This is a genomic window from Pseudoalteromonas undina (genome assembly GCF_000238275.3).
Classification (GTDB): Bacteria; Pseudomonadota; Gammaproteobacteria; order Enterobacterales; family Alteromonadaceae; genus Pseudoalteromonas; species Pseudoalteromonas undina.
The window spans coordinates 77804-102451 of sequence record NZ_AHCF03000002.1 but is presented as its reverse complement, the minus strand read 5'-3'; the positions used below and the strand labels follow the sequence as shown (position 1 = coordinate 102451).

At 40.9% G+C, this 24648-nt stretch carries 25 protein-coding genes and 1 pseudogene; 13 read left to right on the top strand and 13 right to left on the bottom strand.

Going from position 1 to position 24648, the window contains the following annotated elements:
- The first annotated feature begins 37 nt into the window (after window positions 1-37).
- Genes cysD through cysQ form a run of 5 tightly spaced genes read left to right on the top strand, consistent with a single transcriptional unit; the run spans window position 38 to window position 5526 of the window.
- Entirely contained in the window at window positions 38-937 is a 900-nt protein-coding gene (gene cysD, locus PUND_RS01125; RefSeq protein WP_008108450.1) for a sulfate adenylyltransferase subunit CysD, read from the top strand.
- The gene (cysN, locus tag PUND_RS01120; RefSeq protein ID WP_010392104.1) at window positions 937-2361 is read left to right on the top strand and encodes a sulfate adenylyltransferase subunit CysN; all 1425 of its coding nucleotides are present in this window, start codon (window positions 937-939) and stop codon (window positions 2359-2361) included. Before cysD ends, cysN begins: the two co-directional genes overlap by 1 nt.
- A 33-nt stretch (window positions 2362-2394) precedes the next feature.
- The gene (locus PUND_RS01115) at window positions 2395-4119 is read left to right on the top strand and encodes an SLC13 family permease (RefSeq protein ID WP_010392102.1); all 1725 of its coding nucleotides are present in this window, start codon (window positions 2395-2397) and stop codon (window positions 4117-4119) included.
- A 33-nt stretch (window positions 4120-4152) separates the two neighbouring features.
- Window positions 4153-4746: an adenylyl-sulfate kinase gene (cysC, locus tag PUND_RS01110; protein WP_008108444.1), complete on the top strand. Its 594-nt coding sequence runs from the start codon at window positions 4153-4155 to the stop codon at window positions 4744-4746.
- A 9-nt stretch (window positions 4747-4755) separates the two neighbouring features.
- Window positions 4756-5526 (top strand): 3'(2'),5'-bisphosphate nucleotidase CysQ, encoded by a 771-nt coding sequence (gene cysQ / locus PUND_RS01105; protein WP_010392098.1) that lies wholly within the window; start codon window positions 4756-4758, stop codon window positions 5524-5526.
- 234 nt (window positions 5527-5760) lie between these two features.
- On the opposite strand, the gene PUND_RS01100 is transcribed toward cysQ, so the two are convergent.
- The 3 genes from PUND_RS01100 to PUND_RS01090 all read right to left on the bottom strand — a co-directional run bounded on the left by PUND_RS01100 (window position 5761) and on the right by PUND_RS01090 (window position 7609).
- On the bottom strand, window positions 5761-6042 hold the full coding sequence (locus PUND_RS01100) for a hypothetical protein (RefSeq protein ID WP_010392097.1): 282 nt from the start codon (window positions 6040-6042) through the stop codon (window positions 5761-5763).
- 118 nt (window positions 6043-6160) lie between these two features.
- Complete coding sequence (locus PUND_RS01095; RefSeq protein ID WP_084601840.1) at window positions 6161-6448, bottom strand: hypothetical protein; 288 nt, start codon at window positions 6446-6448, stop codon at window positions 6161-6163.
- A 363-nt stretch (window positions 6449-6811) separates the two neighbouring features.
- Window positions 6812-7609 (bottom strand): alpha/beta fold hydrolase, encoded by a 798-nt coding sequence (locus PUND_RS01090; RefSeq protein WP_010392093.1) that lies wholly within the window; start codon window positions 7607-7609, stop codon window positions 6812-6814.
- 475 nt (window positions 7610-8084) lie between these two features.
- Between PUND_RS01090 and PUND_RS01085 the strand changes: the two genes are divergently transcribed.
- Window positions 8085-9356, top strand: coding sequence for an aromatic amino acid transport family protein (locus tag PUND_RS01085; protein ID WP_010392091.1), 1272 nt, complete (start codon window positions 8085-8087; stop codon window positions 9354-9356).
- Between the two features lie 100 nt (window positions 9357-9456).
- Here PUND_RS01085 and speD read toward each other — a convergent pair whose 3' ends face one another.
- The 8 genes from speD to PUND_RS01045 form a co-directional block, all read right to left on the bottom strand.
- Window positions 9457-10269, bottom strand: coding sequence for an adenosylmethionine decarboxylase (speD, locus tag PUND_RS01080; RefSeq protein ID WP_010392088.1), 813 nt, complete (start codon window positions 10267-10269; stop codon window positions 9457-9459).
- 87 nt (window positions 10270-10356) lie between these two features.
- Window positions 10357-10770 carry an OsmC family protein gene (locus PUND_RS01075; RefSeq protein ID WP_010392086.1) on the bottom strand — a complete coding sequence of 138 codons (414 nt, stop codon included), beginning with the start codon at window positions 10768-10770 and terminating at the stop codon, window positions 10357-10359.
- A gap of 102 nt (window positions 10771-10872) precedes the next feature.
- Complete coding sequence (locus tag PUND_RS01070; protein ID WP_010392083.1) at window positions 10873-11211, bottom strand: DUF3802 family protein; 339 nt, start codon at window positions 11209-11211, stop codon at window positions 10873-10875.
- A 126-nt stretch (window positions 11212-11337) separates the two neighbouring features.
- Window positions 11338-12807 (bottom strand): succinylglutamate-semialdehyde dehydrogenase, encoded by a 1470-nt coding sequence (gene astD, locus PUND_RS01065; RefSeq protein ID WP_010392081.1) that lies wholly within the window; start codon window positions 12805-12807, stop codon window positions 11338-11340.
- Between the two features lie 15 nt (window positions 12808-12822).
- The gene (astA, locus tag PUND_RS01060) at window positions 12823-13839 is read right to left on the bottom strand and encodes an arginine N-succinyltransferase (protein WP_010392079.1); all 1017 of its coding nucleotides are present in this window, start codon (window positions 13837-13839) and stop codon (window positions 12823-12825) included.
- An 84-nt stretch (window positions 13840-13923) separates the two neighbouring features.
- The gene (locus PUND_RS01055) at window positions 13924-15129 is read right to left on the bottom strand and encodes an aspartate aminotransferase family protein (protein WP_008108435.1); all 1206 of its coding nucleotides are present in this window, start codon (window positions 15127-15129) and stop codon (window positions 13924-13926) included.
- A 370-nt stretch (window positions 15130-15499) separates the two neighbouring features.
- The gene (locus PUND_RS01050) at window positions 15500-16660 is read right to left on the bottom strand and encodes an HDOD domain-containing protein (protein WP_010392076.1); all 1161 of its coding nucleotides are present in this window, start codon (window positions 16658-16660) and stop codon (window positions 15500-15502) included.
- A 47-nt stretch (window positions 16661-16707) separates the two neighbouring features.
- The gene (locus tag PUND_RS01045; protein ID WP_010392074.1) at window positions 16708-17289 is read right to left on the bottom strand and encodes an anthranilate synthase component II; all 582 of its coding nucleotides are present in this window, start codon (window positions 17287-17289) and stop codon (window positions 16708-16710) included.
- Between the two features lie 249 nt (window positions 17290-17538).
- Between PUND_RS01045 and PUND_RS01040 the strand changes: the two genes are divergently transcribed.
- The 4 genes and pseudogenes from PUND_RS01040 to PUND_RS01025 form a co-directional block, all read left to right on the top strand.
- A complete protein-coding gene (locus PUND_RS01040) occupies window positions 17539-17781 on the top strand; it encodes an HP1242/YdcH family protein (protein ID WP_010392071.1) in 243 nt (80 codons plus the stop codon).
- 168 nt (window positions 17782-17949) lie between these two features.
- The gene (glpK, locus tag PUND_RS01035) at window positions 17950-19455 is read left to right on the top strand and encodes a glycerol kinase GlpK (RefSeq protein ID WP_010392067.1); all 1506 of its coding nucleotides are present in this window, start codon (window positions 17950-17952) and stop codon (window positions 19453-19455) included.
- Window positions 19456-19469: 14 nt separating this feature from the next.
- Window positions 19470-20972 (top strand): glycerol-3-phosphate dehydrogenase, encoded by a 1503-nt coding sequence (glpD, locus tag PUND_RS01030; RefSeq protein WP_021033100.1) that lies wholly within the window; start codon window positions 19470-19472, stop codon window positions 20970-20972.
- A gap of 39 nt (window positions 20973-21011) precedes the next feature.
- Window positions 21012-21183 (top strand): annotated as a pseudogene (locus PUND_RS01025) (glycerol kinase); the annotation flags it as partial.
- A gap of 123 nt (window positions 21184-21306) precedes the next feature.
- Here PUND_RS01025 and PUND_RS01020 read toward each other — a convergent pair.
- Window positions 21307-22230: a LysR family transcriptional regulator gene (locus PUND_RS01020; protein ID WP_010392061.1), complete on the bottom strand. Its 924-nt coding sequence runs from the start codon at window positions 22228-22230 to the stop codon at window positions 21307-21309.
- Window positions 22231-22354: 124 nt separating this feature from the next.
- Here PUND_RS01020 and PUND_RS01015 point away from each other — a divergent pair, with 124 nt between their 5' ends.
- Both PUND_RS01015 and PUND_RS18420 read left to right on the top strand, forming a co-directional pair.
- A complete protein-coding gene (locus tag PUND_RS01015) occupies window positions 22355-23104 on the top strand; it encodes a 3-oxoacyl-ACP reductase family protein (RefSeq protein WP_010392059.1) in 750 nt (249 codons plus the stop codon).
- Window positions 23105-23328: 224 nt separating this feature from the next.
- Window positions 23329-23457, top strand: coding sequence for a hypothetical protein (locus tag PUND_RS18420; RefSeq protein WP_258306477.1), 129 nt, complete (start codon window positions 23329-23331; stop codon window positions 23455-23457).
- Window positions 23458-23468: 11 nt separating this feature from the next.
- Here PUND_RS18420 and PUND_RS01005 read toward each other — a convergent pair whose 3' ends face one another.
- A complete protein-coding gene (locus PUND_RS01005) occupies window positions 23469-23867 on the bottom strand; it encodes an acyl-CoA thioesterase (protein ID WP_010392057.1) in 399 nt (132 codons plus the stop codon).
- Window positions 23868-23897: 30 nt separating this feature from the next.
- Between PUND_RS01005 and PUND_RS01000 the strand changes: the two genes are divergently transcribed.
- Window positions 23898-24602 (top strand): 2OG-Fe(II) oxygenase, encoded by a 705-nt coding sequence (locus tag PUND_RS01000; RefSeq protein WP_010392055.1) that lies wholly within the window; start codon window positions 23898-23900, stop codon window positions 24600-24602.
- Window positions 24603-24648: the final 46 nt, after the last annotated feature.

The following is a 24648-nucleotide window of genomic DNA, read 5'->3' as shown; positions in this document are numbered from 1 at the left end:
AGATTTTAATTTAATCATTTTAGTAGGACGACCAACAATGGCTTTAACTCACCTTCAGCAACTTGAAGCTGAAAGTATCAAAATCATGCGCGAAGTCGCCGCTGAGTTTGAGAACCCAGTTATGCTTTACTCAATCGGTAAAGACTCATCGGTGCTTTTGCATCTAGCTCGTAAAGCATTTTACCCTGCGAAGATTCCGTTTCCGTTATTACACGTAGACACCAACTGGAAGTTTCGTGAAATGATTGAGTTTCGCGACCGTTTAGCCAAAGAGTATGGCTTTGATTTAATCGTACACAAAAACCCTGAAGGCATCGAAATGGGTGTAGGCCCATTCACGCATGGTTCGGGTAAACATACCGATATCATGAAAACCCAAGGATTAAAGCAAGCGCTCAACAAGTACGGTTTTGATGCCGCATTTGGTGGCGCACGTCGTGATGAAGAGAAATCACGGGCTAAAGAGCGTGTTTACTCATTTCGTGATAAACACCATCGCTGGGATCCTAAAAACCAACGTCCTGAGCTTTGGAATACCTATAACAGCCAAGTGAACCCAGGAGAAAGCATTCGTGTATTCCCACTGTCTAACTGGACTGAACTAGATATTTGGCAATACATATATCAAGAAAACATCGAAATGGTGCCACTTTACCTTGCTAAAGAGCGCCCTGTAGTAGAGCGCGATGGTACTTTAATTATGGTTGATGACGATCGCATGCCACTTAATGAAGGTGAAGTACCGCAAATGAAGTCGGTTCGCTTTAGAACATTAGGCTGTTACCCACTAACAGGTGCAGTGGAATCTACCGCCAGCAATCTAACCGAAATTATTGAAGAAATGCTGCTTTCATCGTCATCTGAACGTGAAGGTCGAGTGATTGATCATGATTCAGCAGGCTCTATGGAGAAGAAAAAACGTGAGGGGTACTTCTAATGTCTAACCTAAATAACGATACATTTAATGAAGTAAAAGAAATTGGTATAGACGCTTACCTAGCACGTCAACAAGATAAAAGCTTATTGCGTATGCTGACTTGTGGCAGTGTGGATGACGGTAAATCAACCTTAATTGGCCGCCTACTGCACGATAGTCACCAAATTTATGAAGATCAGCTAGCCGCGCTTCATAAAGATAACGAAAAAGTGGGTAACGCCGGTGAAGATCTTGATTTAGCACTGTTAGTAGATGGCCTACAAGCTGAGCGTGAGCAAGGTATAACAATTGACGTAGCGTACCGCTACTTTTCAACCGCTAAACGTAAGTTTATTATAGCCGACACCCCAGGGCATGAGCAGTATACCCGAAACATGGTTACTGGCGCTTCAACTAGTGATGTTGCCATTATTTTAGTGGATGCGCGCTATGGCGTGCAGGTACAAACTAAGCGTCATAGCTTTATTTGTGACTCATTAGGCATTAAGCAGTTCGTGGTTGCGGTTAACAAAATGGATATTGTTGATTTTGATGAAACCGTTTATGAAAAAATTAAAGCCGATTATTTAAAATTTGCCGAGCAACTTAACGTATCAAATATTAAGTTTGTGCCTATGTCGGCGCTTAAAGGCGATAACGTAGTAACTCGCTCTGCGCACACTCCTTATTACACTGACAAGCCGTTGCTTGAGCTGTTAGAAGATTCACCAGCCGCTGAAATCGACACCGGTTTTGAAGCGCGTCTTCCGGTGCAATACGTGGTACGCCCTAATCTAAACTTCCGCGGTTTTCAAGGCACGCTTACATCGGGTAAATTACGTGTAGGTGATGAAGTAAAGGTACTGCCATCAGGTAAAACATCACATATTAAAGAAATTGTTACTTTTGATGGCAACCTAGATACTGCACAAGCTGGCCAAGCAATTACGGTTACTCTTAATACTGAAATAGATATTAGCCGAGGAGACGTTATTGTGCCTGCAAATTCGCAAGCTCAAGTAACCAACCAATTACAGGCTAAAATTGTGTGGATGCACGAGTCGCCATTGGTGCTTGGTAAAAGCTACAACCTTAAACTTGGCAGCAAAAACACCTCGGCCACGGTCACAAAAATTGATCACACTATTGATGTAAACACGCTAGAGCATGGCAGTGCAGATTCATTGCAGTTAAACGAAATTGCGATTGTGACACTGGAGCTGACCGAGACTATTTTAGCCGACCAGTACCATCATAATCATGAAACCGGCTCGTTTATTCTTATTGATCGCTTATCAAACTTAACGGTTGCAGCAGGAATGATAGAACAGGTACTGCAAAGTGAAGAAAACGCAGGACAATACAGCGACTTTGAAGTTGAATTTAACGCCCTCGTACGCAAGCACTTCCCGCATTGGCAAGCGCTTGATATTTCAAAGCTATAACGTTAATGAACGCCTGTTAGGAACATTTAAAGCATGGTAGAACAGCTCATTTTAACAGGCATTATGTTGCTTTTAGTCGGGTGCCTTTTTGGCACCCGTATTAATCCTGCATGGTTATTTGTAAGTGCCATAGGCACAAGCTATCTAACTGGGTTAATAGATTTAGAAAGCATGCTGGTAAATTACACTAACTCATCATTAATTACTTTAGTGTTATTAATTTTAGTGTCGATAGCGATAGAAAAAACCACGCTTATTCAGCGTTTAGCCAAATCGTTATCCAATGGTAGTTTAGTTAAGTCAGTAACTAAATTAGGGCTGTCTACCGCCTTTTTATCGTCGTTTACTAATAATACCGCGGTAGTTGCCTCATTAATTACCGCCATAAAGGATAACCCAAACCACTCTCCCTCAAAGCTATTGTTACCCCTGTCGTACACCGCGATTTTAGGGGGTACTATTACGCTTATTGGCACCTCTACTAACTTAATCGTAAATGGCTTTGCAGTAGATGCGGGCATGGCGCCACTGGGCTTTTTTGATTTTACCTTGGTGGGTTTAGGCGCACTTAGTGTGGGCTTAATCACTATTTTAGTAATGCTAAAGTGCCTGCCCGACAATGGTAAAAATAGCCAAGAGGTGGTGCCTTTTTATTTAGAAGGGAAAGTACAAAGTGGTTCTAAACTAATAAACCGCACCGTGGAAGAAAACGGTTTACGCGATTTAAAAGACTTGTTTTTGGCTGAAATTATTCGTGACGGCAACCGCATTTGCGCCGTGACCCCGCAACATATTATTCAACAAGACGACGTTCTGTTGTTTGTAGGCGACATAAAATCGGTACCTTTGCTTACTCGCTTTGATGGCTTAAAAGTGGTGCACGACAAACACGAAAAAGACATTGAACACCTCGTTGAAGTTGTCGTTAGTCAGTCGTCTAAGTTAATTGGCAAAACGGTAAAAGAAGCCCGTTTTAGAGAGCAGTTTCATGCCGCCGTTATTGCTATTCGCCGTGGGCATGACCGCTTACAAGGCGGGCTTGGACAAGTGCGATTACAAGCGGGTGATTCACTCATTCTCGCCCCTGGTAAAAGCTTTTATGACTTAACTAACTTAAAACGCGAGTTTGTGTATATTTCAGGGCTTGATTTACAAACCCACCTCAGCGCAAAACAATCAAATATTGTATTGTTAAGCTTTGCGGGTGTGCTGGGATTAAGTATTTTAGGTGCAGTACCGCTGGTTAAAGGCTTATTAGTGTTACTTATTGGCCTAATGCTGTGTGGTACTATCAAACTAAGCGAGATAAAACGCCGCTTTCCTATTGAGTTACTTGCTGTCGTGGGCAGTGCCATAGGTTTAGCTAAGCTGATGATAGGCACCGGCCTTGCTGGGCAAATATCAGACGCCATGTTTTTAGTGCTAGGCGACTTTGGCCCTTATGGCGCGTTTATCGCTATCTTTTTAATGACCGTATTATTTACCGAATTAATCACTAATAATGCTGCTGCAGCGCTATCGTTTCCGGTTGCCTACTCACTAGCCATTGGCTTTAACGTAGAACCTTTGCCGTTTATTATGGCAGTTGCATTTGGCGCTTCAGCCAGCTTTATTTCACCTTTTGGTTATCAAACTAATCTAATGGTTTATAGCGCGGGTAACTACCGACTAAAAGACTATGTAATGATGGGACTACCGCTTTCTATTATTTATTCAATCACCGTACTGACTTTGATCCCGCTGGTATTTCCGTTTTAATGCCCGCGTATATAGCATAAAGAGACACAGCAAATGGATAACAATATTGTTTGGCATAATTACGCCACCACTAAAGTACAGCGCAGCGAACAAAAAAAGCATAAGCCGGCTATTTTATGGTTTACTGGTTTTTCTGGCTCAGGTAAAAGTACCGTTGCGAATGCACTAGAAGCAGCACTCAATCAGCAAGGTGCGCACACGTACCTACTTGATGGCGACAATGTACGCCATGGTTTATGTAAAGATTTAGGCTTTAGTGATGCCGATCGCGTTGAAAATATCCGCCGCGTAGGCGAAACCGCCAAGCTAATGGTTGACGCTGGTTTGTTAGTCCTTACTGCGTTTATATCTCCTTTTAAAGCTGAGCGCGACATGGTTCGTGAGTTAGTTGATGAGGGTGAATTTATCGAGGTATTCATCGACACCCCTCTTGAGGTGTGTGAAAGTCGCGACCCAAAAGGCTTATATAAAAAGGCGCGCGCTGGTGAAATTAAACACTTTACCGGGATTGATTCAACTTACCAGCCGCCGGTTAATCCTGAAATAATTTTAGATACCAGTAAAAACACCCTAGACCAATCGGTAGCTCAACTGATAACGTATCTAAAACATCAGCATATACTATAGGCCCATCTAATGAACCAAACTGAACTGCTAGAAGAAACCCTTATTCTCGCTCGCGAAGCGGGAAGCGCGATTATGGGTATTTACAACAAAGACTTCAACGTTGAATACAAAGCTGATGAAAGCCCCGTAACCGACGCCGACTTAGCAGCTCATAAAATCATTAGTGCAGGGCTCAAAAAGCTTACTCCCGATATTCCTGTATTGAGTGAAGAAAGTGCCGACATTGGTTGGGACGTACGCCAAACATGGAACAGCTATTGGCTGGTTGACCCAATTGATGGCACCAAAGAATTTATTAAAAAGAACGGTGAATTTACCGTTAATATTGCCCTAATCGAAAACGGCAAACCAGTTTTAGCTGTGGTTGATGCCCCTGCGCTAGGTGTATCGTACATAGCCGCCGAAGCCATTGGTGCTTTTAAAGACAAAGGAGATGAGCGCATCGAGCTTAAAGTCACCACTAAGCCTAACAAAGGGCTTATTCGTGTTGTAGGCAGTCGCTCGCACCCCTCCCCTGATTTAGCTGAATTTGTAAAACGCTTTGATGAGATTGAAATGGTGTCAAAAGGCAGCTCATTGAAACTGTGTTTAGTCGCCGAAGGGAGTGCTGATATATACCCCCGCTTAGGCCCAACCTGTGAATGGGATACCGGAGCAGGCCATGCGATTGCTGAAATCGCCGGTGCAAAAGTCACTAAACTCGACGGCAGCCCGCTTATTTATAACACCAAAGATGAGTACTTGAATCCATATTTTGTGGTGAGTGCGGTGGAAGAATAAGAGCTTCGAGCTGTTAGCCACGAGCAGCTCGATATAAACCTAAACACCGTAGGTTGGGTTGAGTGGAACGAAACCCAACAAGTACCCGTTAACCATCCTCGCTATTTCGCACTAAACAAGAACTTGTCCACAAATGATAAAGTGCACTAAAACACAGCAAGGTTATGAACATACCAAGTGATAATATAACCTTTTCTATTAGGGTTTGTTCAGGCTTTTGGTCAAGTATGCTTTTTAAGAGATAAAGAAAGTAAAATAGGTACACGCACCGATGCCTATAATCAGCATAAAGAGCCGCTTTATTAAATTACCTTCAGTAGGAGAAATTTCCTCACCGGTATATGGTGCATAAATACTTCTTTTTAATATAAATGCATAGATATATCTATAACAAAAGAAAAATACAAACACGCAAAACAACAACTTTTCTACTGACTCAAAACCTACGAAAAAAGTAGCTCCTAACACAAACCATAAAATACCGAATAATATAACAATGGCTTTCTTTTTATCCATACTGACCGCCTTTATTTGTTCTTTAAGTTCTTTATTTATAAACTTTAATAGGCGTTTTAGTTAAAAGATTTGGACGTGTCGTAGCCTGTGAAAATCTAAGTAAAGTTTTTAGCCTTTATTAAATTGCGTTGTTAGCGATGGAATTTATAGTCGGTAACCCTAATTTTTTAGTTATCGCTGAAAATTGAGCTTTTGTGTATGGTCCATAAACAAATTCGTTGTGTTCAGCAAACTTGTTATCTTTGACTTTATCAATATAGTAAAAAGCACAAACCTTATTCGGACAAGCATAAGCCGAAATATATTTTTCGTTAGATTTAATATTTATTAGTTCATCGAGTCGCCCAATATATGCGCCCTGACCAAGGCTGTAACCTAACCTTTTGGTATCATCAATGTAATACACTTTGTAAGGTTGCTCCTCCCAAATTGGAGAGCACCCATTAAGAAGTAATGATATTAAAACTAAACATATTCTCACACACTTCCCTGCATTCTAGTAACTTGCTCAAATTACACCCTTATAGTTCACATGAGCGCGTTCTTATTTTGTGAACATCTATTAGTAGCAAACTGTGTAAATGATTACCAATTATATTTAAGCGAGGTATTCTACTATGTGTAAAAAAGTATGACATGGAGTAAGGCCTTGTTTTTAGTTTTCGATAAGAGTCCAAAAGAATGACCTGCTCCAGTTTGCTAGTAATATCGGTTATAAGTTTTTCTAATTACCTACCATTAATTAAACACTTTTTAAAAGCGGTAACCCCTAACGATTTTGCTGTGCTATAAAAGCAAGCGAGTGTTGATTGAATAAGTCTGGGCGTTCTACGTTACAAACATGGCCGCAATGGTGAATGGTTTGCAATACGCTATTTTTATGGCGCTTAACCATTTCTTTAACCGGGCCAAGGAACATATGATCTTCTTTACCCATAATGTAAAGAATGGGTATATCGATGTCTTTTTCTTTGAAATACTGCATTAAAGGGTTTACGTCCATGGCTAATTTAAACCATTTTATAAACTCTTTTTGGCACAAGTGTTTTGCTTCACGAATAAACAAAAGTCGAGACTCTTTATGACGCTTTTTCGGCATCATAATAAAAGCAAATAAACGATACAACCACATGTAAGGCAACAAGTGTTTAAAGGTATTGCCTAAATAAACCAAGGTATTACTACGGGTATTAAAACGAGTAACCGCCCCACCTAGCACCATACTAGAAACATATTGCGGAGCAATTTCTGCAATATTTCGAATAAGAATTGTGCCCAATGAAATACCAACAAAATGTGCGCTGGTTATATTGTTATGATCTAACACATCGATAATGTCTTTAGAGACATTATTAAATGAGTAATTATTATCAACAAAGTTTTGTAATAGATCATTTGATTTACCGTGACCACGAAGATCAAGCAACAACACATTATATTCTTTTTTATAAGCTTTAAGCTGACGAAACCAGATTGCCGAACTCCCTCCTGCGCCATGAACAAATACTACCCATGTTTTACTGGTTTCATGCACAAAAATAGTATGGAAAAGAATGTCTTTGCTCATTGCTGTTAGCGGCCTATTTACTTCAGTTGGCTGATTAAATTGTAGAAAGTATAACGGAGTTTAGAAAAAATCTCTTATGAAGTTCCGATTAATGGCTTCAATATTACAGGGTAAAACTCGCTTTGAGTTGTTAGTTATCAACTAACTGGGCAAGAAAGTGGCCAAGTATTTTCAATTCTCATAATACCCTTACCAACCATTCGCTGGTTAATGCATACCAAGTACACATTCGCTTGAAAATAACTTTTCAGATTGTATGTCCCTCCTTCAATAGCATCTTTGCTGATTATTCACGCATTTCGCAGCATATTCCTGCACTAATTGCGCAGCTTTTAAACACTGTTTCATATTCGTGACAGTCAGTAACTAATACGCTACAACAAATTTATATCCAAGACATAAAAACACATGAAATGTGTGGTTAAAAACTATATTCTTCGGCGCAATTATTATGATAAATAATGGATATACACACATGACAACATCTCAAGGTGCAACGCTTTCAAATGCACCAGCACAAGACGCACACACGTCTAAATCAAAATGGAACCTGCATGATACGCAGTGGACACTTAGTCTTTTTGGCACCGCAGTAGGTGCTGGTATTTTATTTTTACCGATTAATATTGGTATTGGTGGTTTTTGGCCACTGATTATTATGGCGTGTTTAGCCTTTCCAATGACCTTTTTAGCGCACCGTGGTTTGGCGCGTTTTGTATTATCATCAAAAAATAAAGAGGCTGATTTTACCGATGTAGTAGAAGAACACTTTGGCGTAAACGCGGGTCGACTGATCTCCTTATTATACTTTTTATCAATTTTTCCTATTTTGCTTATTTACGGTGTGGGTTTAACCAATACCGTAGATAGCTTTATGGTCAATCAATTAGGAATGGAGTCGCCGTCACGCGTTGTGCTTTCAGGTGTACTTGTTGCTGTTATGATTGGCTTAATGATGGGCGGTGAACGCTTAATGCTGCGCGCTTTTGCTATTTTAGTGTACCCGCTAGTAGGTATTTTATTCTTTTTATCTCTGTATTTAATCCCAAGCTGGCAAATGCCCGATACGACTTTGCCTGGGCTAGGTAGCTTTAGCAAAACACTTTGGTTATCGATTCCTATTATTGTGTTTTCGTTTAGCCATGCAGCGGCTATTTCAAGCTTTGTTAATAAACAACGTAGCCATTACGGTGACCTAGCAACCTCTAAGTCAGAAGCGATTTTAAAGCGTACTAGCTTATTACTGATCACCTTTGTTTTGTTATTTGTGTTCTCATGCGTGTTATCGCTTACCGGCGACCAAATGGCTGAAGCAAAAGCGGCAAACGTCTCTGTTTTATCTTACTTGGCTAATATTACAGAAAACTCATTCATTGCAACGCTGGGACCTTTGGTTGCTTTTATTGCGATTATGTCGTCGTTTTTAGGTCACTTTTTAGGGGCACGCGAAAGCTTTACTGGGTTAGTGACTAAACACTCAAGCATGAGCCCTAAAGTGGCTGACAAAGTGGGTGCGGTACTGATGTTTTTCGCTATTTGGTTCTGCGCGGTTAAAAACCCAAGCATACTAGATATGATGGATCAGTTATCAGGCCCAATCATTGCGATGATTTTATTCATTATGCCAATGATTGCAGTTTACAAAGTGCCTAGCTTACAAAAGTACCGTAATCGTTTAAGTACCTTATTTGTACTGGCTGTCGGTTCATTAGCAGTGTGTGCGTTACTGTACAGCATGCTTAGCTAAGTAAGTATTTATTACAAAAGCCCAGCTCATTTACTTGAGCTTTCTCAGACATACAAAAATGGCGCTCAATGAGCGCCATTTTTATTTAATGCAATTGGTATTATTCTGTATCTGGCAGGTTACGGCCATAGAATATTTCTTGCATTTCACGTGTTAGTTTTGAGCGAATCTCTTCTTCTTCGTCATCTGACAAGTCATCAGTAGATAAACCAAATAAATAGGTGTTTAAATCGGTTTCTTTTAACATCATTTTGGTATGGAACAAGTTTTCTTGATACACGTTCACGTCCATCATTTGGTACGCTTCTTTGGTATCTTCTGTCATGAAGTTTTGAATCGAATTAATTGCATGGTCAATGTAATGCTTAACGCCGTTTACATCACGGGTAAAACCACGTACGCGGTAATCAATCGTTACCACATCAGACTCAAGACTATGGATTAAGAAGTTTAACGCTTTAAGCGGCGAAATAATGCCACAGGTTGATACTTCAATATCCGCACGGAAAGTACAAATACCATCATCTGGGTGTGCTTCAGGATATGTGTGAACACAAATGTGGCTTTTATCAAGGTGTGCAACCACTGAGTCAGGTAATGGCCCTGGCGCTTCGTCAGCATCATAGTTTTGCTGCTCTTCTACAGGCTCTTCTGAAACTAAAATAGTTACACTGGCACCTTGTGGCTCATAATCTTGACGTGCAACATTTAAAATATTGGCACCAATAATATCAACCACATCACCTAAAATGTCGGTTAGTCTATCTGCACTATACTGCTCATCGATATATTCTATATATTCTTTACGTTGCTGCTCTGTTTTTGCATAGCAAATATCGTAAATACTAAAGCTTAGGCTTTTAGTTAAATTATTAAAGCCATGAAGTTTAAGTTTATCGAAGGGTTTGTTCATATAAACCAACCTATAAATTAGTGAAATCTGCACCTGCAGAATGAAAAGTTCGCGGATTTTATACGAATTTCACTCACGGAAAAAGCGTTATTTTTCCTGATCTTCAACAACTTCATGGCTGTGGGTAATTTCTACTGTTTTATCAAGCATTAATGCAACTGAGCAATACTTTTCGGCAGAAAGCGAAACCGCTCGCTCTAGGTGTTTTTCAGACACATTCTTACCAGTTACAACAAAGTGTAAATTAATTTTAGTGAACACGCGCGGGGCTGTTTCTGCTCGTTCAGCAGTTAATTGCACATCAACGGATGAGAAGTCTTGCTTGGTTTTTTTTAAAATACTTACCACATCAACCGATGAACAGCCACCGACAGACATAAGCACCATTTCCATTGGGCTTGGTGCTGCTCCGTCACTACCCGCATCAAATACCACATTATGATTACTATTAGAGCGGCCTATATAGGTATTACCTTCAACCCATTTTACATTTGCTTGCATTGTTTTATCTCATTAGTTTAATTTTGTATTCATTACACGCAGGCTCTCACGCGCATTTAAAATTAAATAGCGAATAAAGCGTGGTTTTTAAAGGGGGAACAATTAATTAATAGCGTTATCAAATAAGTTTTTAACTAGCCCAGCAAATTCATCAATAAAAGCATGCTGTTCTACTGTAACAGTGTGAGAGGTCACACTACTCAGCACTTCTTGTAAATCGTAAACAATGCCATCAACCTCGCGCACAATTTGACTGCGCTGCTCTGTAGAAAGGTCTGGGTGTTGTTGACAAATGCGTATGACATTTTCGGCAATTACATCTTCAATTAACTCAATAACGGTTGGCGCACCTGGCTTTATTTCGCCTGGTTTTTCAAACAACGCTAAGTTCTGAGTTAGGTACATTATTAAGTCATCGTACCCTTGCCTGTTTAAAACCATCGTTTATTTACCTCAAAAATACTGGTTGCTTAATTTAAGCAGAAAGCCCTGATAATTGCTAGCTTTGTGAGATTGCAGTACAAAAAAAGCAGCCGAAGCTGCTTTTTTAATGATTAAGGATGAGCCTTAATCAATTTTTAAGCCTGGGCTTAATGTTGCCGGCATGGTTACTTTTTCAAGTTCCACAGAAGCAACAGGGTATGCACAGTAATCGGCAGCGTAATAAGCGCTTGCTCTGTGATTGCCTGAGGCACCAATACCACCAAACGGTGCAGCACTTGAGGCGCCCGTAATTGGACGGTTCCAGTTAACAATACCCGCACGAATACGACGTAAGAAATGATCGTAATCAGCTTGGTTATCACTTAATAAACCTGCTGATAAACCAAAGCTAGTGTCGTTTGCTTTATCAATTGCTTGGTCAAAATCGTCAAAGCGGAATACTTTTAAAAGTGGACCAAAGTGCTCTTCATCTGGGAAGTCTTTAATATTTGTGCACTCAATAATACCCGGTGTAACAAAACCGGTGTTAGCTGTATGCTCAAGCTCAACTAACACGTCACCACCCATGGCTTTTAACTCGTCTTGCGCTTTAACCATACCAGCAGCAGCGGCCGCTGAGATCATTGAACCCATAAACGGTTGGTCAGCGTCGTCGTAGTTACCAACTTTAATTGCTTTAGTCGCTGTAATTAAGCGCGCTAAAATTTCATCGCCTTTAGCGCCTGTTGGTAAAAACAATTTACGCGCACAGGTACAACGTTGGCCGCTTGAGATAAACGCAGATTGCACAATATCGTGCACTACAGCAAGAGTATCTTCTGCATCTTTAACGATTAGCGGATTATTACCACCCATTTCAAGCGCTAAAATTTTACCTGGTTGACCTGCGAACTGTTCATGTAAAATATGACCCGTACGTGAAGACCCAGTAAAGAATAAACCATCAATGCCTTTGTGTGACGCCAATGCTTTACCTGTTTCTACTTCACCTTGAACTAGGTTAATTACCCCAGCAGGTAAACCGGCTTTTTCCCATAGTTTAAGGGTTAGCTCAGCCACCATAGGTGTAAGTTCAGATGGTTTAAATACCACAGTATTACCGGCTAAAAGTGCAGGTACAATGTGGCCATTTGGTAAGTGCCCAGGGAAGTTGTAAGGACCAAATACAGCAACAACACCATGTGGCTTATGACGGATCATCGCACGACCTTGCGGCATAGCGTTTTCAACATCACCAGTACGGTCTAAAAATGCTTTTTCAGCAATGGCAATTTTACCTACCATGGCGCCCGCTTCAGTACGTGTTTCCCAAAGTGGTTTACCTGTTTCTTGTGCAATAGCAACCGCTAGCTCTTCGCTGTGCTCTTTTAATGTTGCAGCAAAGGTTTTTACAATCTCTAAACGCTCGCTAAAGCTTTTATCAGCCCAGCTGTAAAATGCTTCACGTGCTGATGCTACAGCGCTATCTACTTGCTCTGCGCTTGCAGCTGATGCCTGCCAAATAACGTCGTTATTTGCAGGATTAACTGAGTTAAATTCTGTGCCTTGGCCTTGCGACCATTGACCATTAATAAATTGTGCAGGATGAGTCATATACTTTCTCCTAAATTAAACTGGGGTAGCAGTAACAAAGTCGCCCGATTTTAAATGTAATGCATCAGCAAGTTCTTGCGTAAGCACAAGGCTGTTTGAACGCGAATCAAATGCCATAGGAACAACGGTTGCTCTAAAGTCTTCAAGCTTATCATTGGCTAGCAATACCATGGTATCACCTGTCATTTCGCCAATTTCAACACTAAAGTTTTGTGCATTACGTACAGTAGCAATGTTATCTACTTTTGCTTCAACGGTTGGGCCTGCATCAAAAATGTCGACGTAACCATTAAAAGTAAAGCCTTCACTTTTTAATAACTGAATAGCTGGGCGCGTATTATCGTGTACTTGACCAATAACCGCTTGCGCTTCTTTACTCAATAAGTTGACGTAAATTGGGTATTTAGGCATTAACTCAGCAATAAACACTTTTTGGCCAATTCCCGTCAGATAATCTGCGGTTGGAAAATCCATTGAGAAAAAGTGCTCTTCAAGCCACTGCCAAAACGGGCTACTGCCGTTTTCGTCAGATACGCCACGCATTTCTGCGATAACGGTTTGTGCAAAGCGTTGCTGGTGCTGTTTTATAAACATAAAGCGTGCTTTTGAAAGCAGCTTACCGTTACAATTTTTACGATAACCGTCTTTTAAAAACAGCGTACACAGCTCTGTAGCCCCAGTGTAGTCATTACAAAGGGTGAGAATATCTACCGCTTTATATACATCTAGCGTGCGCGAAGAGTGAATCACTTTACTCAAATGATAGTGATAAAATGCGTCATCTAAGCCAACTGCCGCTTCAATACCTGAAGTACCAACTACTTCACCAGTTTCAGTATCTTCAAGAACAAATAAGTACCCTTCATCACCAGGTTGTGACGTGTTTTTTGTAAATGAGTTAACTGAATGTGCAATCTTCTTTTGTAATAACTCTTCATTATTAGGTAAAGAAGTAAAGCCATGTCCCGACTCGTCGGCAATGGTTACTAAAGCTGCATAATCACTTTTTTGGATTGGGCGAAGGATCATCATGAATCCGCTTACTCCCTTATATATAACGGTAAATAGGAACTGCAGGGCAAACAATGTTTGCCCTTAGAGAAGTTGAATTAGCGATTACGCATTTACAACGTGGGCTACTGCTTTTTCAAAGCGTGCCATACCTTCGCGAATATCAGCTTCTGGTATTACTAAAGATGGAGTGAAACGAACCACATCAGCACCCGCTACAAGTGACATTAAGCCATGCTCAGTACCTGCAACTAAAAACTCTTTAGCGCGCCCTTTGTACTGCTCATTAACTACGGCACCGATTAATAAACCTTGGCCACGAATTTCACTAAATACATGGTACTTTTCGTTAATCGCATTAAGTAGCTCGGTAAATAACGCCGCTTTTGCTTTAACGCCCGCTAATACTTCTGGATTGTTCACTGTATCAAATGCAGCTTCTGCAACTGCACAGGCTAGTGGGTTACCGCCGTAAGTAGAACCATGAGTACCTACTTTAAGATGCTGTGCAATCTCAGTGGTTGTTAGCATAGCGCCAATTGGAAAACCGCCACCAAGTGCTTTAGCTGAAGTTAAAATGTCAGGTACTACGTTTAAGCCTTGGTATGCGTATAGCTCACCCGTACGACCAACACCTGATTGCACTTCATCAAAAATTAGCAATGCATTGTGCTTAGTACATAAATCACGAACGCCTTGAGCAAATTCGTCAGTTGGCGAGATAATACCGCCTTCACCTTGAATTGGCTCCATCATTACCGCACAGGTGTTATCGCTAATCAACGCTTCAAATGCGGCAAGGTCATTGTAGTCACAATGAACAATGTCGCCTGGCTTAGGACCAAAACCGTCAGAGTAAGCCGCTTGACCGCCTACAGTAACCGTGAAGAAGGTACGACCATGGAAACCTTTATTAAAGGCGATAATTTGTGACTTTTCTGCACCAAATTTATCAAGCGCAAAACGACGCGCTAATTTAAGTGCCGCTTCGTTTGCTTCTGCGCCTGAGTTTGCAAAGTAAACTTTTTCTGCAAAAGTCGCATCAACCATTTTTTTAGCTAAGCGAAGCGCTGGCTCATTGGTCATTACATTTGATAAATGCCAAATTTTTTCGCCCTGCTCTTTTAATGCACCCACTAATGCAGGATGGCAGTGGCCAAGACAGTTAACGGCAATACCACCAGCAAAGTCGATAAACTCTCGTCCTTGTTGATCCCATACACGAGAACCTTCGCCTCGAACTGGAATTACGCTTGAAGGTGCGTAGTTAGGAACCATTACGTGATCAAATAATTCGCGATTGACTGTCATTTTATTTCCTCTTAATTGTGTGCATCACAAAGCAGTAGAATAGGGGTGTGATTATTGTTAATAACCAAATGTGTCGGCAAAAAATAATAGCTATGTATTTGCCTGAAACTACGTTGTGGTTCAATTTTCAGGCGCTCATTATTTCAGAAATTTAGGGTTATGTCTCTTCAAAAACTTTCATGTACCCCTTTAAAATAAAGGGCTTAAGATATTATTTCATAGATAGTGAATAACTATTTGAGAGCTAATAATGATGTGCATTTACCTTAGTCAGCGCCTCTACAACGAAAAAAGCATAGCGCTTATAAACCAACTGCACATGAATAAGTAGAATTAAAGTGAATGAATAGTCGCAAAAAAATTAACAGATTTAATCGATTTGAAGTGCCAAATTAGTAAAATTAGCTGTTTGTAAGGTCTCTAACTCTTTTTTTGTAAACTTATAATAGCTAAACCAGCTTTGTAATTCATCGTCTTCAATAAGCTGATGCTCTTTTAAATTTAAGTACTGAGAGTAACAACGCGCCTTTAAAATTACTTGTGATAATGGCAATAAGCTATCACCTTTTTCTGTCCCATTCACTAACTGCTGCATAACAGTGTTAAAGGGTAAGTATTTAAATGACATGGTTTCAATCACCTTGGCGCTAACAAGCAGTGATTTTTCATTCAGCAATGTCGTTAAAAATAGCGGGTCAGGTTTTAACTCCAACAACGCAGTGTGTAGGTTTTTGTCACCTTCTTCACGAGCACGCTGTATTTTGCGTTGCCATACTTGCTCAAACACTTTTAAATATAAGCGCACTAAGGCAATTTGCCCCACATTTAATAACATGCCTAAGGTAAATGCATGCATGGGATTTAACCCATTAAGCTGCGCTAGAGTTTGTGCCGCAATAGCACATGACATAGTATTGTCTTTTAACCTGCGCTTTAATAGCGGAAATGGTGCGGTACTGTTTGGCATCCAATGGCGCACTGCAAAAGTAGGCACTACCAGTTGCAGGTTGTCTAAGCCTAAATAACGTAATGCCAATGCTGGGGTATCTACTTTGACTGAGGTGCCTTTACTGCGTTGCTTACGATAAAAAGGTAAATTAACTAAGGTAACCAGCTCTCGTCCAAGCCAGTTTAAATCGTTAATTAGCGGCTCTAAACGACCGACCGATGCCGCGCGTGTTGCAAGAATATCAAGTATCGCGGGCACATTATCATCTATACCAACAGTGTCTTTGATGACTAAATCTATGTCTTCAAGACGTTTGGCCATCACGGTTTCAATAACCGTATGTAATTTTTGACTGGTTTTTGCCTGTAACTTTTGATGTGAAGTACTTTTTTGTTGACGCTTTTGCTGAGCGGCCACTTCAACTTCTAATAAGGTACGCTTTTTAACGGGTTTACCGTCATTGAGGTCTAAGGTATGAATAAAGCCTATTTGCTGATTAGCAAAACTATGACCCAGTAGCAAATCATGCGCTCGTTGGTGTAGCACGTTAACAATTCGCTGTTGCTGCAATGTATCGGTCATAAACTCTATCTTAAGGCAAAAAAGGAAAATAGCTTACAGGTATAAGCCTAGAAGCGCGTTAAAAAGTTATCAAGTAAGGCTAAGCCTTGCTCGGTCAAAATTGCTTCAGGGTGAAACTGCACGCCTTCAAGTGCGAGCTCGTTATGCAACAACCCCATAATTTCATCACGCAGCCCAGTGTTGCTTTGTGTCCATGCTGTTACTTCTAGTTCTTTAGGTAATGAGTGTGCTTCAACAATTAAAGAATGGTAGCGGCACACTGTCAGCGGGTTTGGTAAACCTTTAAACATACCTTGATGCTGGTGATAAATTGGCGATGTTTTTCCATGCATAACCTGTTTAGCGCGCACCACCTTACCACCTAGCACCTGAGCAATAGTTTGGTGCCCCAAACAAATACCTAATATAGGATAAGTTCCTTTAAATTGCTCTACAACAGATAACGATACTCCCGCTTCACTTGGGCTTTTAGGGCCTGGAGAAATCACAATATGATCGGGGTTTAACTGTTTAATTTCGCTCAGCGTTATTTGGTCGTTACGTTTTACCACCACTTCTTGATCTAATCGTTGAAAATACTGTACCAAATTGTAGGTAAACGAGTCGTAGTTATCGATCATTAAAAGCATGTATTAAAGTACTCAAAGTAATTAGGCGGATGGTTATTGCATGCATATTCTAACTGAAGGCTTTGCAGGTGTCAGTGTTTTGCAGCTCAGCTAAAACAAATAGCTCGCTTACAATCAGCAATGGTTGATTTATTTTAAATCAGCCCAAGCTCTATTATATGAGTAATTCAGTAGTTACAAACTGTCTATCAGTAAAGTGACCTGCATTATCCAACAGCGCATTAAATACGTATAAACAAGGAGTAACCTATGTTAGGCGAAGACCATTCATTAACTAAAGACTTTCCTGATTACACGCAAACAATTGCAAAACTCAATGCAAATGATGAAAACTTTGCTACTAAAGCAAAACAATACAATGAAATCGATAAAGAAATTCGGGTACTTGAACTACAAGACTCACCTATCGATGACGAAGCTATGCAGCAGCTAAAGCACGACAGAATGGTATTAAAAGATTGGTTACATCAACAATTAACGACTACTGATTAATCACTATTGCTTGGCGTCTATTAAATAATAGGCGCCAAAATTTAATTATCATTTCCCTCTCCTACCCTTTGCTAATCTATAATTTTAACCATTATGGTGCAAAAGCATTGCTATTCGTTTCGCTTAAAGACAAGCTACCTTTATCTAAATTAAACAACGTTATTTTTTATGGCTAAATACTTACTCTCGATTGATCAAGGAACGACAAGCTCTCGGGCTATTTTATATAGCAAAGATGCACAGGTGATAGGGAGTGCTCAACAAACCTTCCCTCAGCATTTTGTAAAAAATGGTTGGGTTGAACACGATCCTGTAGATATTTGGCAAACTGTATTAACCAGCGTCAAAAACCTCTTAGCGCAGCAACAAGTAACTGCCGCCGACATAATTGCCATCGGCATTGCTAATCAGCGAGAAACCACTTTAGTGTGGAATAAAAAAACTGGGCAACCTATTTATAACGCGATTGTATGGCAAGACCGACGCACCAGTGAATATTGCGATAGTTTACGCCATGCTGGGCATACGAAAATGGTGAATGATAAAACCGGTTTAGTACTCGACCCTTATTTTTCTGCAACCAAAGTTCGTTGGATTTTAGATAACGTCACTGGCGCTAAAGAGCAAGCACAAGCAGGTGAACTAGCATTTGGCACGGTAGATACCTACTTATTGTGGCAATTAACCGACGGTAAAGTGCACAAAACCGATGCCACTAATGCCTCACGAACTTTACTGTTTAATATTCATCAGCAATGCTGGGATGAAGAATTACTGGCTTTATTTGATATCCCACTGGCTATGTTACCTGAGGTAATGGACTCAGCGGCTGATTTTGGGATAACAAGCGGCGAGTTGTTCGGTAGTGAAATTCCTATTTGTGGTATTGCAGGCGATCAGCAAGCGGCTTTAATTGGTCAAGCCTGTTTTGAAGAAGGTATGGCAAAAAGCACCTACGGCACGGGCTGCTTTTTAATGCTTAACACTGGCGATAAAGCACTAAAATCAAGTAATCGTTTATTAACCACTCTTGCATATCGGCTCAACGGCAAACCCACCTATGCAATTGAAGGCAGCATTTTTATGGCTGGTGCCACCATGCAATGGATAGTAGAAGGCCTAAAACTATTAGAAAACGCAGGTGAAAGTGAAGCCCTTGTCAAAGGTGTTCCCTTAGATCATGGGGTGTTTTTAGTGCCCTCGTTTACTGGCTTAGGAGCGCCCTATTGGGATGCAAATGCAAGAGGCGCTATTTTAGGCCTAACCCGAGATTCAGGCATTAGTACTATTGTGGCAGCTGCCTTACAGTCGGTGGGTTATCAAACCAAAGATTTACAAAAAGCCATGGAGGGTGACGGACTTCGCCCTAGTATTTTAAGGGTTGATGGCGGCATGGCAAACAATAATTGGGCCATGGCATTTTTAGCTAACATTTTAGGCGCAAGCGTTGAACGCCCAACCTTGACCGAAACCACTTCATTGGGGGTTGCCTACTTAGCAGGCCTGCAAACTGGGGTATATGAATCTACTGCGCAGCTTGCCAACATGTGGAAAAGCGATCGTCGCTTTGAACCAACCATGAGCAGTGAAGAGCGCAACGATTTATACGCAAAGTGGCTACATTGCATTGCACAAGTTAGACTTTCTAATAGCACTGACGACGAGAGAGACTAAACACTGTGAAATCTATGAGCGCACACGACAACGAATATGACTTACTCATTATTGGCGGCGGTATTAATGGCGCTGGCATTGCAGACGATGCTAGTGGTCGTGGCTTAAAAGTACTCTTATGTGAGCAGAACGATTTAGCCTCTGCTACCTCTTCTAATAGCAGCAAACTTATTCATGGCGGGCTTCGCTATTTAGAGAACTATCAATTTAGATTGGTAAGAGAGGCCTTGCGTGAGCGTGAAGTACTGTTAAAAAAAGCACCTCATATTATGTGGCCACTGTCTTTTCGACTGCCGCACCAAGCACATTTGCGTTCGCCATGGATGATTCGCATGGGGTTATTTATTTATGACCATCTAGCCTGGCGTAATACTTTACCAGCTTCAAAAGCGATTGAGTTTAACAGCGATAGCGTACTTAACAGCAGCATCACCCAAGGCTTTGAATACGCAGACGGCTGGGTTGATGACGCGCGCTTAGTGATTTTAAACGCACAAGCAGCGCATAATTTGGGCGCCACCATTGCAACACGCACGCGCTGTATTAAAGCCACCCGTAACGCAGACTATTGGGATGTGACTTTAGAGCAGCAAGCCAGCAAACAACACCTAAATATTAAAACTAAAAGTGTTGTAAATGCTGCAGGCCCTTGGGTCGCGTCATTATTTGAAGATGTATTTACCCAGCCCACACCACATACTGTTCGTCTTGTAAAAGGCAGTCACATTGTGGTGCCTCGAATTCATAGCCAGCCAGTTGCCTATATTTTACAAAATGAAGATAACCGCATTGTATTTGTGATTCCTTATGAGCAAGATTACTCACTGATTGGCACCACGGATGAAGAGTACACCGGCGATATTACTGATGTAAAAATTAGTGAGCAAGAAATCGAATACCTGATCAGTATTACTAATCATTACTTTAAAAAGCCAATAAGCGAAGCGGATATTGTGCACACGTTTAGTGGCGTGCGCCCGCTGTTAGATGACAAATCAACAGATGCCCAAGCTGTCACCCGCGATTACAAACTGATATTAAATAATGAGGCTGATCATGCTCCATTATTAAGTGTGTTTGGTGGCAAAATTACCACTTATAGAAAGCTTGCAGAAAATGCCGTCAATAAGTTAGCGCCTTTTTACCCAAAAATGAGTGGCTCGTGGACGAAAAACACCCCTTTACCAGGCGGCGACTTTAGTAACCAAGCATACCTTATCGCTCAGTTAGAAAGCAGCTATCCTTGGCTGCCAACCGACACCTTAAAACGTATGGCTCGCAGCTATGGCACACTTAGTTTTCAATTATTGGGTAAAAGCCAAGCAATCGGCGATTTAGGTTATCACTTTGGTCATGGCTTATATACACAAGAAGTTGATTACTTAGTTAACCATGAATGGGCAAAAAACAGCGCAGATATATTGTGGCGCAGAACTAAGCTCGGACTACGCTTTACTGAAAAACAAGTCATTGCCTTAGGGCAATATTTAACTAAACATCCTGCTTGCCACAACTAAACTGCGATTAACTCGTTGCAACAAGGTGCTGTGATGAGTGAGCGCCTTACTTTAACCGAAACCACCTCACTGGGGGTGACTTACTTAGCAGGATTACAAACTGAGGTGTATGAATCAACTGCGCAGCTTGCCAAGCGTTCGCCGCTTTGAACCAAGTATAAGCAGTGAAGAGCGCAACGATTTATACGCAAAATGGCTACATTGTATTGCATTGAACAAGTTAGACTTTTCAATAGCACTGACGACAAGAGTGAGCAAGTAAACACAAGAATACTTATGGGCGCACACAATAATACTAAAAGTACCTGCGATGTCGTACTTCGATTAATCAAAATCACAAAGAAGCCTCAAAAACATCTGGATGACGGCTAGCTAAAGTAATAATCTCATCTATGGTGACTCTTATTTTAGGCAGAATGTAAGGTGTTTTTAGCCAAACAATACTGATGGGTGCTCCTTCGCCATTGAATTTCTCTAATACAGGGCATAATTGCCCATCATCAAGGTATTGCTTCACTAACCATACTGGTAGTTGAGCTAAACCTGCATCAGATAAAGTCGATTGCAAAATACCTTCACAGTCGGCTATCTCATGACGTGCTGAAATATCAACAGATTCGGTTGCCCCTTTAGCATTTTTCAGCAGCCAACTATGCCTTTGTCCTATAGGCCAACCGACGATGCAATCATGTTGGGCTAGATCTTCTTTTTTGGTAATCGGCCCTCGAGTTGCCAAATAAGAGGGAGAGGCACATATCACCCTTTTTTGCTCCCCAATTTTACGTGCAACAATATCGCCCGAGTTTTCTAAGTGCCCAACGCGGATCGCAAGATCAATCCCATCACTAACTAAATCCGTAGGACGGTCATTAAAGGTAATAGATAGATCTAATTGCTCGAACTTGGACGTTAATTCTAGCAACTTGGGTAGGATTGCTCTTCTACCGAGAACTGCGGGTAAATCAATACGCACACGCCCTGATGGCAATAACTGTTGATTGCTTAAGCGCTTCTCTGCTTCCTCTAAAATGGTCATCGCTTTAAGGCAGTCGGCTAAATAGGAATCCCCATCATTGGTTAACGCGATGCGTCGAGTTGTTCGATGAAGGAGTTTGGTGCCTAGCTGTTTTTCTAGTCGAGCAACGCTTTTACTTAAAGCTGAACCGGTCATTCCAAGCGCTTGAGCCGCAAGGGTAAAACTCCCCAACTGCGCAACGGTGACAAAGTGACGAACTTCTATAAATTGGCTTTTTAACATCATTAATTCCCTGCAGGACTTTGTGTTTATCATTTTAAAGACTTAATAAACCAATGTGAATCGATTATTCTGCATACATCAACGAGATTATTCACATCAACTAATTTTAATTAAGGTAAACATAATGAATAACTTCAATAGATTCAGTGGGAAGGTTGCTTTTATCCAAGGTGGCAGTCGCGGTATTGGTGCCGCCATTGTTGAGAGGTTGGCATTGGAGGGAGCGTCTGTTGCTTTTACATTTGTGTCATCTCACGAAAAAGCTAAAGCGATTGCTGAGAACTTAACTTCACAAGGTAGCAAAGTCATCGCAATAAAGGCGGATAGCACTAAGCCTGAAGATATCAGAAATGCAATCAGCGAAACCATAGAACAACTTGGTCAAATTGATATTGTCGTAAATAACTCAGGTACGCTGATCTGGGACAGTATTGAAAAATTGACAATGGATGATTGGGACAAGACCATTAATACCAATGTAAGAAGTGTGTTTGTGGCTATTCATGAAGCCGCGAAACGCATGAAAAATAATGGCAGAATAATCAATATCAGTAGTACGAACGCTCAGCGCATTCCTTTTGCTGGCGGTTCAATATATGGAATGAGTAAGTCTGCACTAACCGGATTGGTTAAAGGTCTCTCTCGCGATCTAGGCCCTAGAGGCATTACAGTTAATAACATTCTTCCTGGTCCAGTCGATACTGACTTAAACCCAGACAATGGCGATACTTCGGAGCCTGTAAAAGCAATAGGTGCACTTGGTCGTTATGGTCAAGTTGAGGAGATTGCTAGCTTAGTTGCATTCGTTGCTAGCTCAGAAGCGGGTTATATCACTGGCGCTGACTTGATGATCGACGGTGGATTTTCCGCTTAATCAAGATATGCGGTCGAGTAGCTCGTGATTTATCAATCTAACTTCAGCAATCATCGATACATGGTCAGTAAAGGAAGTACTATGGTTGGCCTATTTCAAGGCCAACCTTTTTAGCATACCTACAAATAGCAATTAGCTGTCACAACATAAAAATCCAATATTAAATACTGAGCCCACAAAAAAGAGGCTACCAATCGACACCTTAAAACGTATAGCGCGCAGCTATGGCACACTTAGTTAACCATGAATGGTTAAGAACTAACGCAGATATATTGTGGCGCAGAACTAAGCTCGGACTACGCTTTACTGAAAAACAAGTCATTGCCTTAGGGCAATATTTAACTAAGTCATAGCTAAACTGCGATTAACTCGTTGCAACAAGGTGCTGTGTTAATGCAGCTTTTTCATCAGCCGAAAGCATTTGCTTTGTTTTGCTGGCGAAGTCATAACGTACCATGACCGTTTTACCAATAGCACAGCACTTATCTTGCTGCCAGGCTTCTTGGCGGATCACAAATGAGCTATTACCAATCTGCTCTATGCTGGAGTTAATTGTCACTTCATGGGCATAAAATAACTCGCCGACAAACGACACTTCAACCTTAGCAATAATTAACTTCCAGTTGTGAGGATTAAGATCAGGGGTAAAAAATTTAAAAATAGGTACTCGGGCGGCTTCAAACCAAACAGGGAGTACGGTATTGTTGATGTGTCCGAGTGCATCCGTTTCGCTAAAGCGCGGCATCACTTTTTCAGTAAACATAATAATCCATAATAATTAAACAGGTAACTCATGACGGACTTTATCCGCGTGTATGACAACGCGCTCAGCAGTGACTTTTGCGATAACTTTATCACTACCTTTTCTCAAAGCCCGCATATTAAACAAGGGATGACATCGGGCGGCGTTGATCTTAATAAAAAAGATAGCCACGACCTGCACTTAAACAATCATCCTGAATACGCAGAACAATTAAAACATATTCAACAAACCACTGCACAGTATGTTTTTAAATACATCGAAGAACATATTTTTATGATGATTGGGGCATTTGGTTTAAAAGTGTATCACCCAAAAACAGGCCAGCCGGTAGATTTGACTCATGCCAATTATGACGAAGTAGGTAAACCACAACTTCCTTTATTGGTGCAACAAATTTTTAGGCTCGGTAATATTCAAGCACAAAAATATGAGGTCAATAAAGGGGGCTATCCGTATTGGCATAGTGAGGTGTATCCGCAGTTACAACATAATGAAGCCCTGCATCGGGTATTGTTATTTATGTTTTATTTAAATGATGTTGAAGAAGGCGGAGAAACCGAGTTTTATTATCAAAATCGTAAAATAGCCCCTAAAAAAGGCAGCATGGTGGTTGCTCCAGGATATTTCACGCATACACATAGAGGCAATAAGCCAGTATCAAATGATAAGTATATTTTAACCTCATGGGTTTTGTTTAATCGAGCAGAGCAAATATATGGAACGCCACAAAGCTAGGTAATCAGCCAATAAAAAAGCCATAAGTAATTTTTACTTATGGCTT

What these genes read in the sequence shown, in the direction of transcription:
- PUND_RS01015 (WP_010392059.1), top strand. Translation starts at nt 22,355, where the DNA reads ATGAATAACTTCAATAGATTCAGTGGGAAGGTTGCTTTTATCCAAGGT.
- astD (WP_010392081.1), bottom strand. Translation starts at nt 12,807, where the DNA reads ATGACTCATCCTGCACAATTTATTAATGGTCAATGGTCGCAAGGCCAA.
- PUND_RS01005 (WP_010392057.1), bottom strand. Translation starts at nt 23,867, where the DNA reads ATGTTTACTGAAAAAGTGATGCCGCGCTTTAGCGAAACGGATGCACTC.
- PUND_RS01115 (WP_010392102.1), top strand. Translation starts at nt 2,395, where the DNA reads ATGGTAGAACAGCTCATTTTAACAGGCATTATGTTGCTTTTAGTCGGG.
- speD (WP_010392088.1), bottom strand. Translation starts at nt 10,269, where the DNA reads ATGAACAAACCCTTCGATAAACTTAAACTTCATGGCTTTAATAATTTA.
- PUND_RS01055 (WP_008108435.1), bottom strand. Translation starts at nt 15,129, where the DNA reads ATGACAGTCAATCGCGAATTATTTGATCACGTAATGGTTCCTAACTAC.
- PUND_RS01070 (WP_010392083.1), bottom strand. Translation starts at nt 11,211, where the DNA reads ATGGTTTTAAACAGGCAAGGGTACGATGACTTAATAATGTACCTAACT.
- astA (WP_010392079.1), bottom strand. Translation starts at nt 13,839, where the DNA reads ATGATGATCCTTCGCCCAATCCAAAAAAGTGATTATGCAGCTTTAGTA.
- cysQ (WP_010392098.1), top strand. Translation starts at nt 4,756, where the DNA reads ATGAACCAAACTGAACTGCTAGAAGAAACCCTTATTCTCGCTCGCGAA.
- PUND_RS01085 (WP_010392091.1), top strand. Translation starts at nt 8,085, where the DNA reads ATGACAACATCTCAAGGTGCAACGCTTTCAAATGCACCAGCACAAGAC.
- cysC (WP_008108444.1), top strand. Translation starts at nt 4,153, where the DNA reads ATGGATAACAATATTGTTTGGCATAATTACGCCACCACTAAAGTACAG.
- PUND_RS01000 (WP_010392055.1), top strand. Translation starts at nt 23,898, where the DNA reads ATGACGGACTTTATCCGCGTGTATGACAACGCGCTCAGCAGTGACTTT.
- PUND_RS01100 (WP_010392097.1), bottom strand. Translation starts at nt 6,042, where the DNA reads ATGGATAAAAAGAAAGCCATTGTTATATTATTCGGTATTTTATGGTTT.
- PUND_RS01075 (WP_010392086.1), bottom strand. Translation starts at nt 10,770, where the DNA reads ATGCAAGCAAATGTAAAATGGGTTGAAGGTAATACCTATATAGGCCGC.
- glpD (WP_021033100.1), top strand. Translation starts at nt 19,470, where the DNA reads ATGAGCGCACACGACAACGAATATGACTTACTCATTATTGGCGGCGGT.
- cysN (WP_010392104.1), top strand. Translation starts at nt 937, where the DNA reads ATGTCTAACCTAAATAACGATACATTTAATGAAGTAAAAGAAATTGGT.
- PUND_RS18420 (WP_258306477.1), top strand. Translation starts at nt 23,329, where the DNA reads ATGGCACACTTAGTTAACCATGAATGGTTAAGAACTAACGCAGATATA.
- PUND_RS01045 (WP_010392074.1), bottom strand. Translation starts at nt 17,289, where the DNA reads ATGCTTTTAATGATCGATAACTACGACTCGTTTACCTACAATTTGGTA.
- PUND_RS01050 (WP_010392076.1), bottom strand. Translation starts at nt 16,660, where the DNA reads ATGACCGATACATTGCAGCAACAGCGAATTGTTAACGTGCTACACCAA.
- PUND_RS01090 (WP_010392093.1), bottom strand. Translation starts at nt 7,609, where the DNA reads ATGAGCAAAGACATTCTTTTCCATACTATTTTTGTGCATGAAACCAGT.
- cysD (WP_008108450.1), top strand. Translation starts at nt 38, where the DNA reads ATGGCTTTAACTCACCTTCAGCAACTTGAAGCTGAAAGTATCAAAATC.
- glpK (WP_010392067.1), top strand. Translation starts at nt 17,950, where the DNA reads ATGGCTAAATACTTACTCTCGATTGATCAAGGAACGACAAGCTCTCGG.
- PUND_RS01040 (WP_010392071.1), top strand. Translation starts at nt 17,539, where the DNA reads ATGTTAGGCGAAGACCATTCATTAACTAAAGACTTTCCTGATTACACG.
- PUND_RS01020 (WP_010392061.1), bottom strand. Translation starts at nt 22,230, where the DNA reads ATGTTAAAAAGCCAATTTATAGAAGTTCGTCACTTTGTCACCGTTGCG.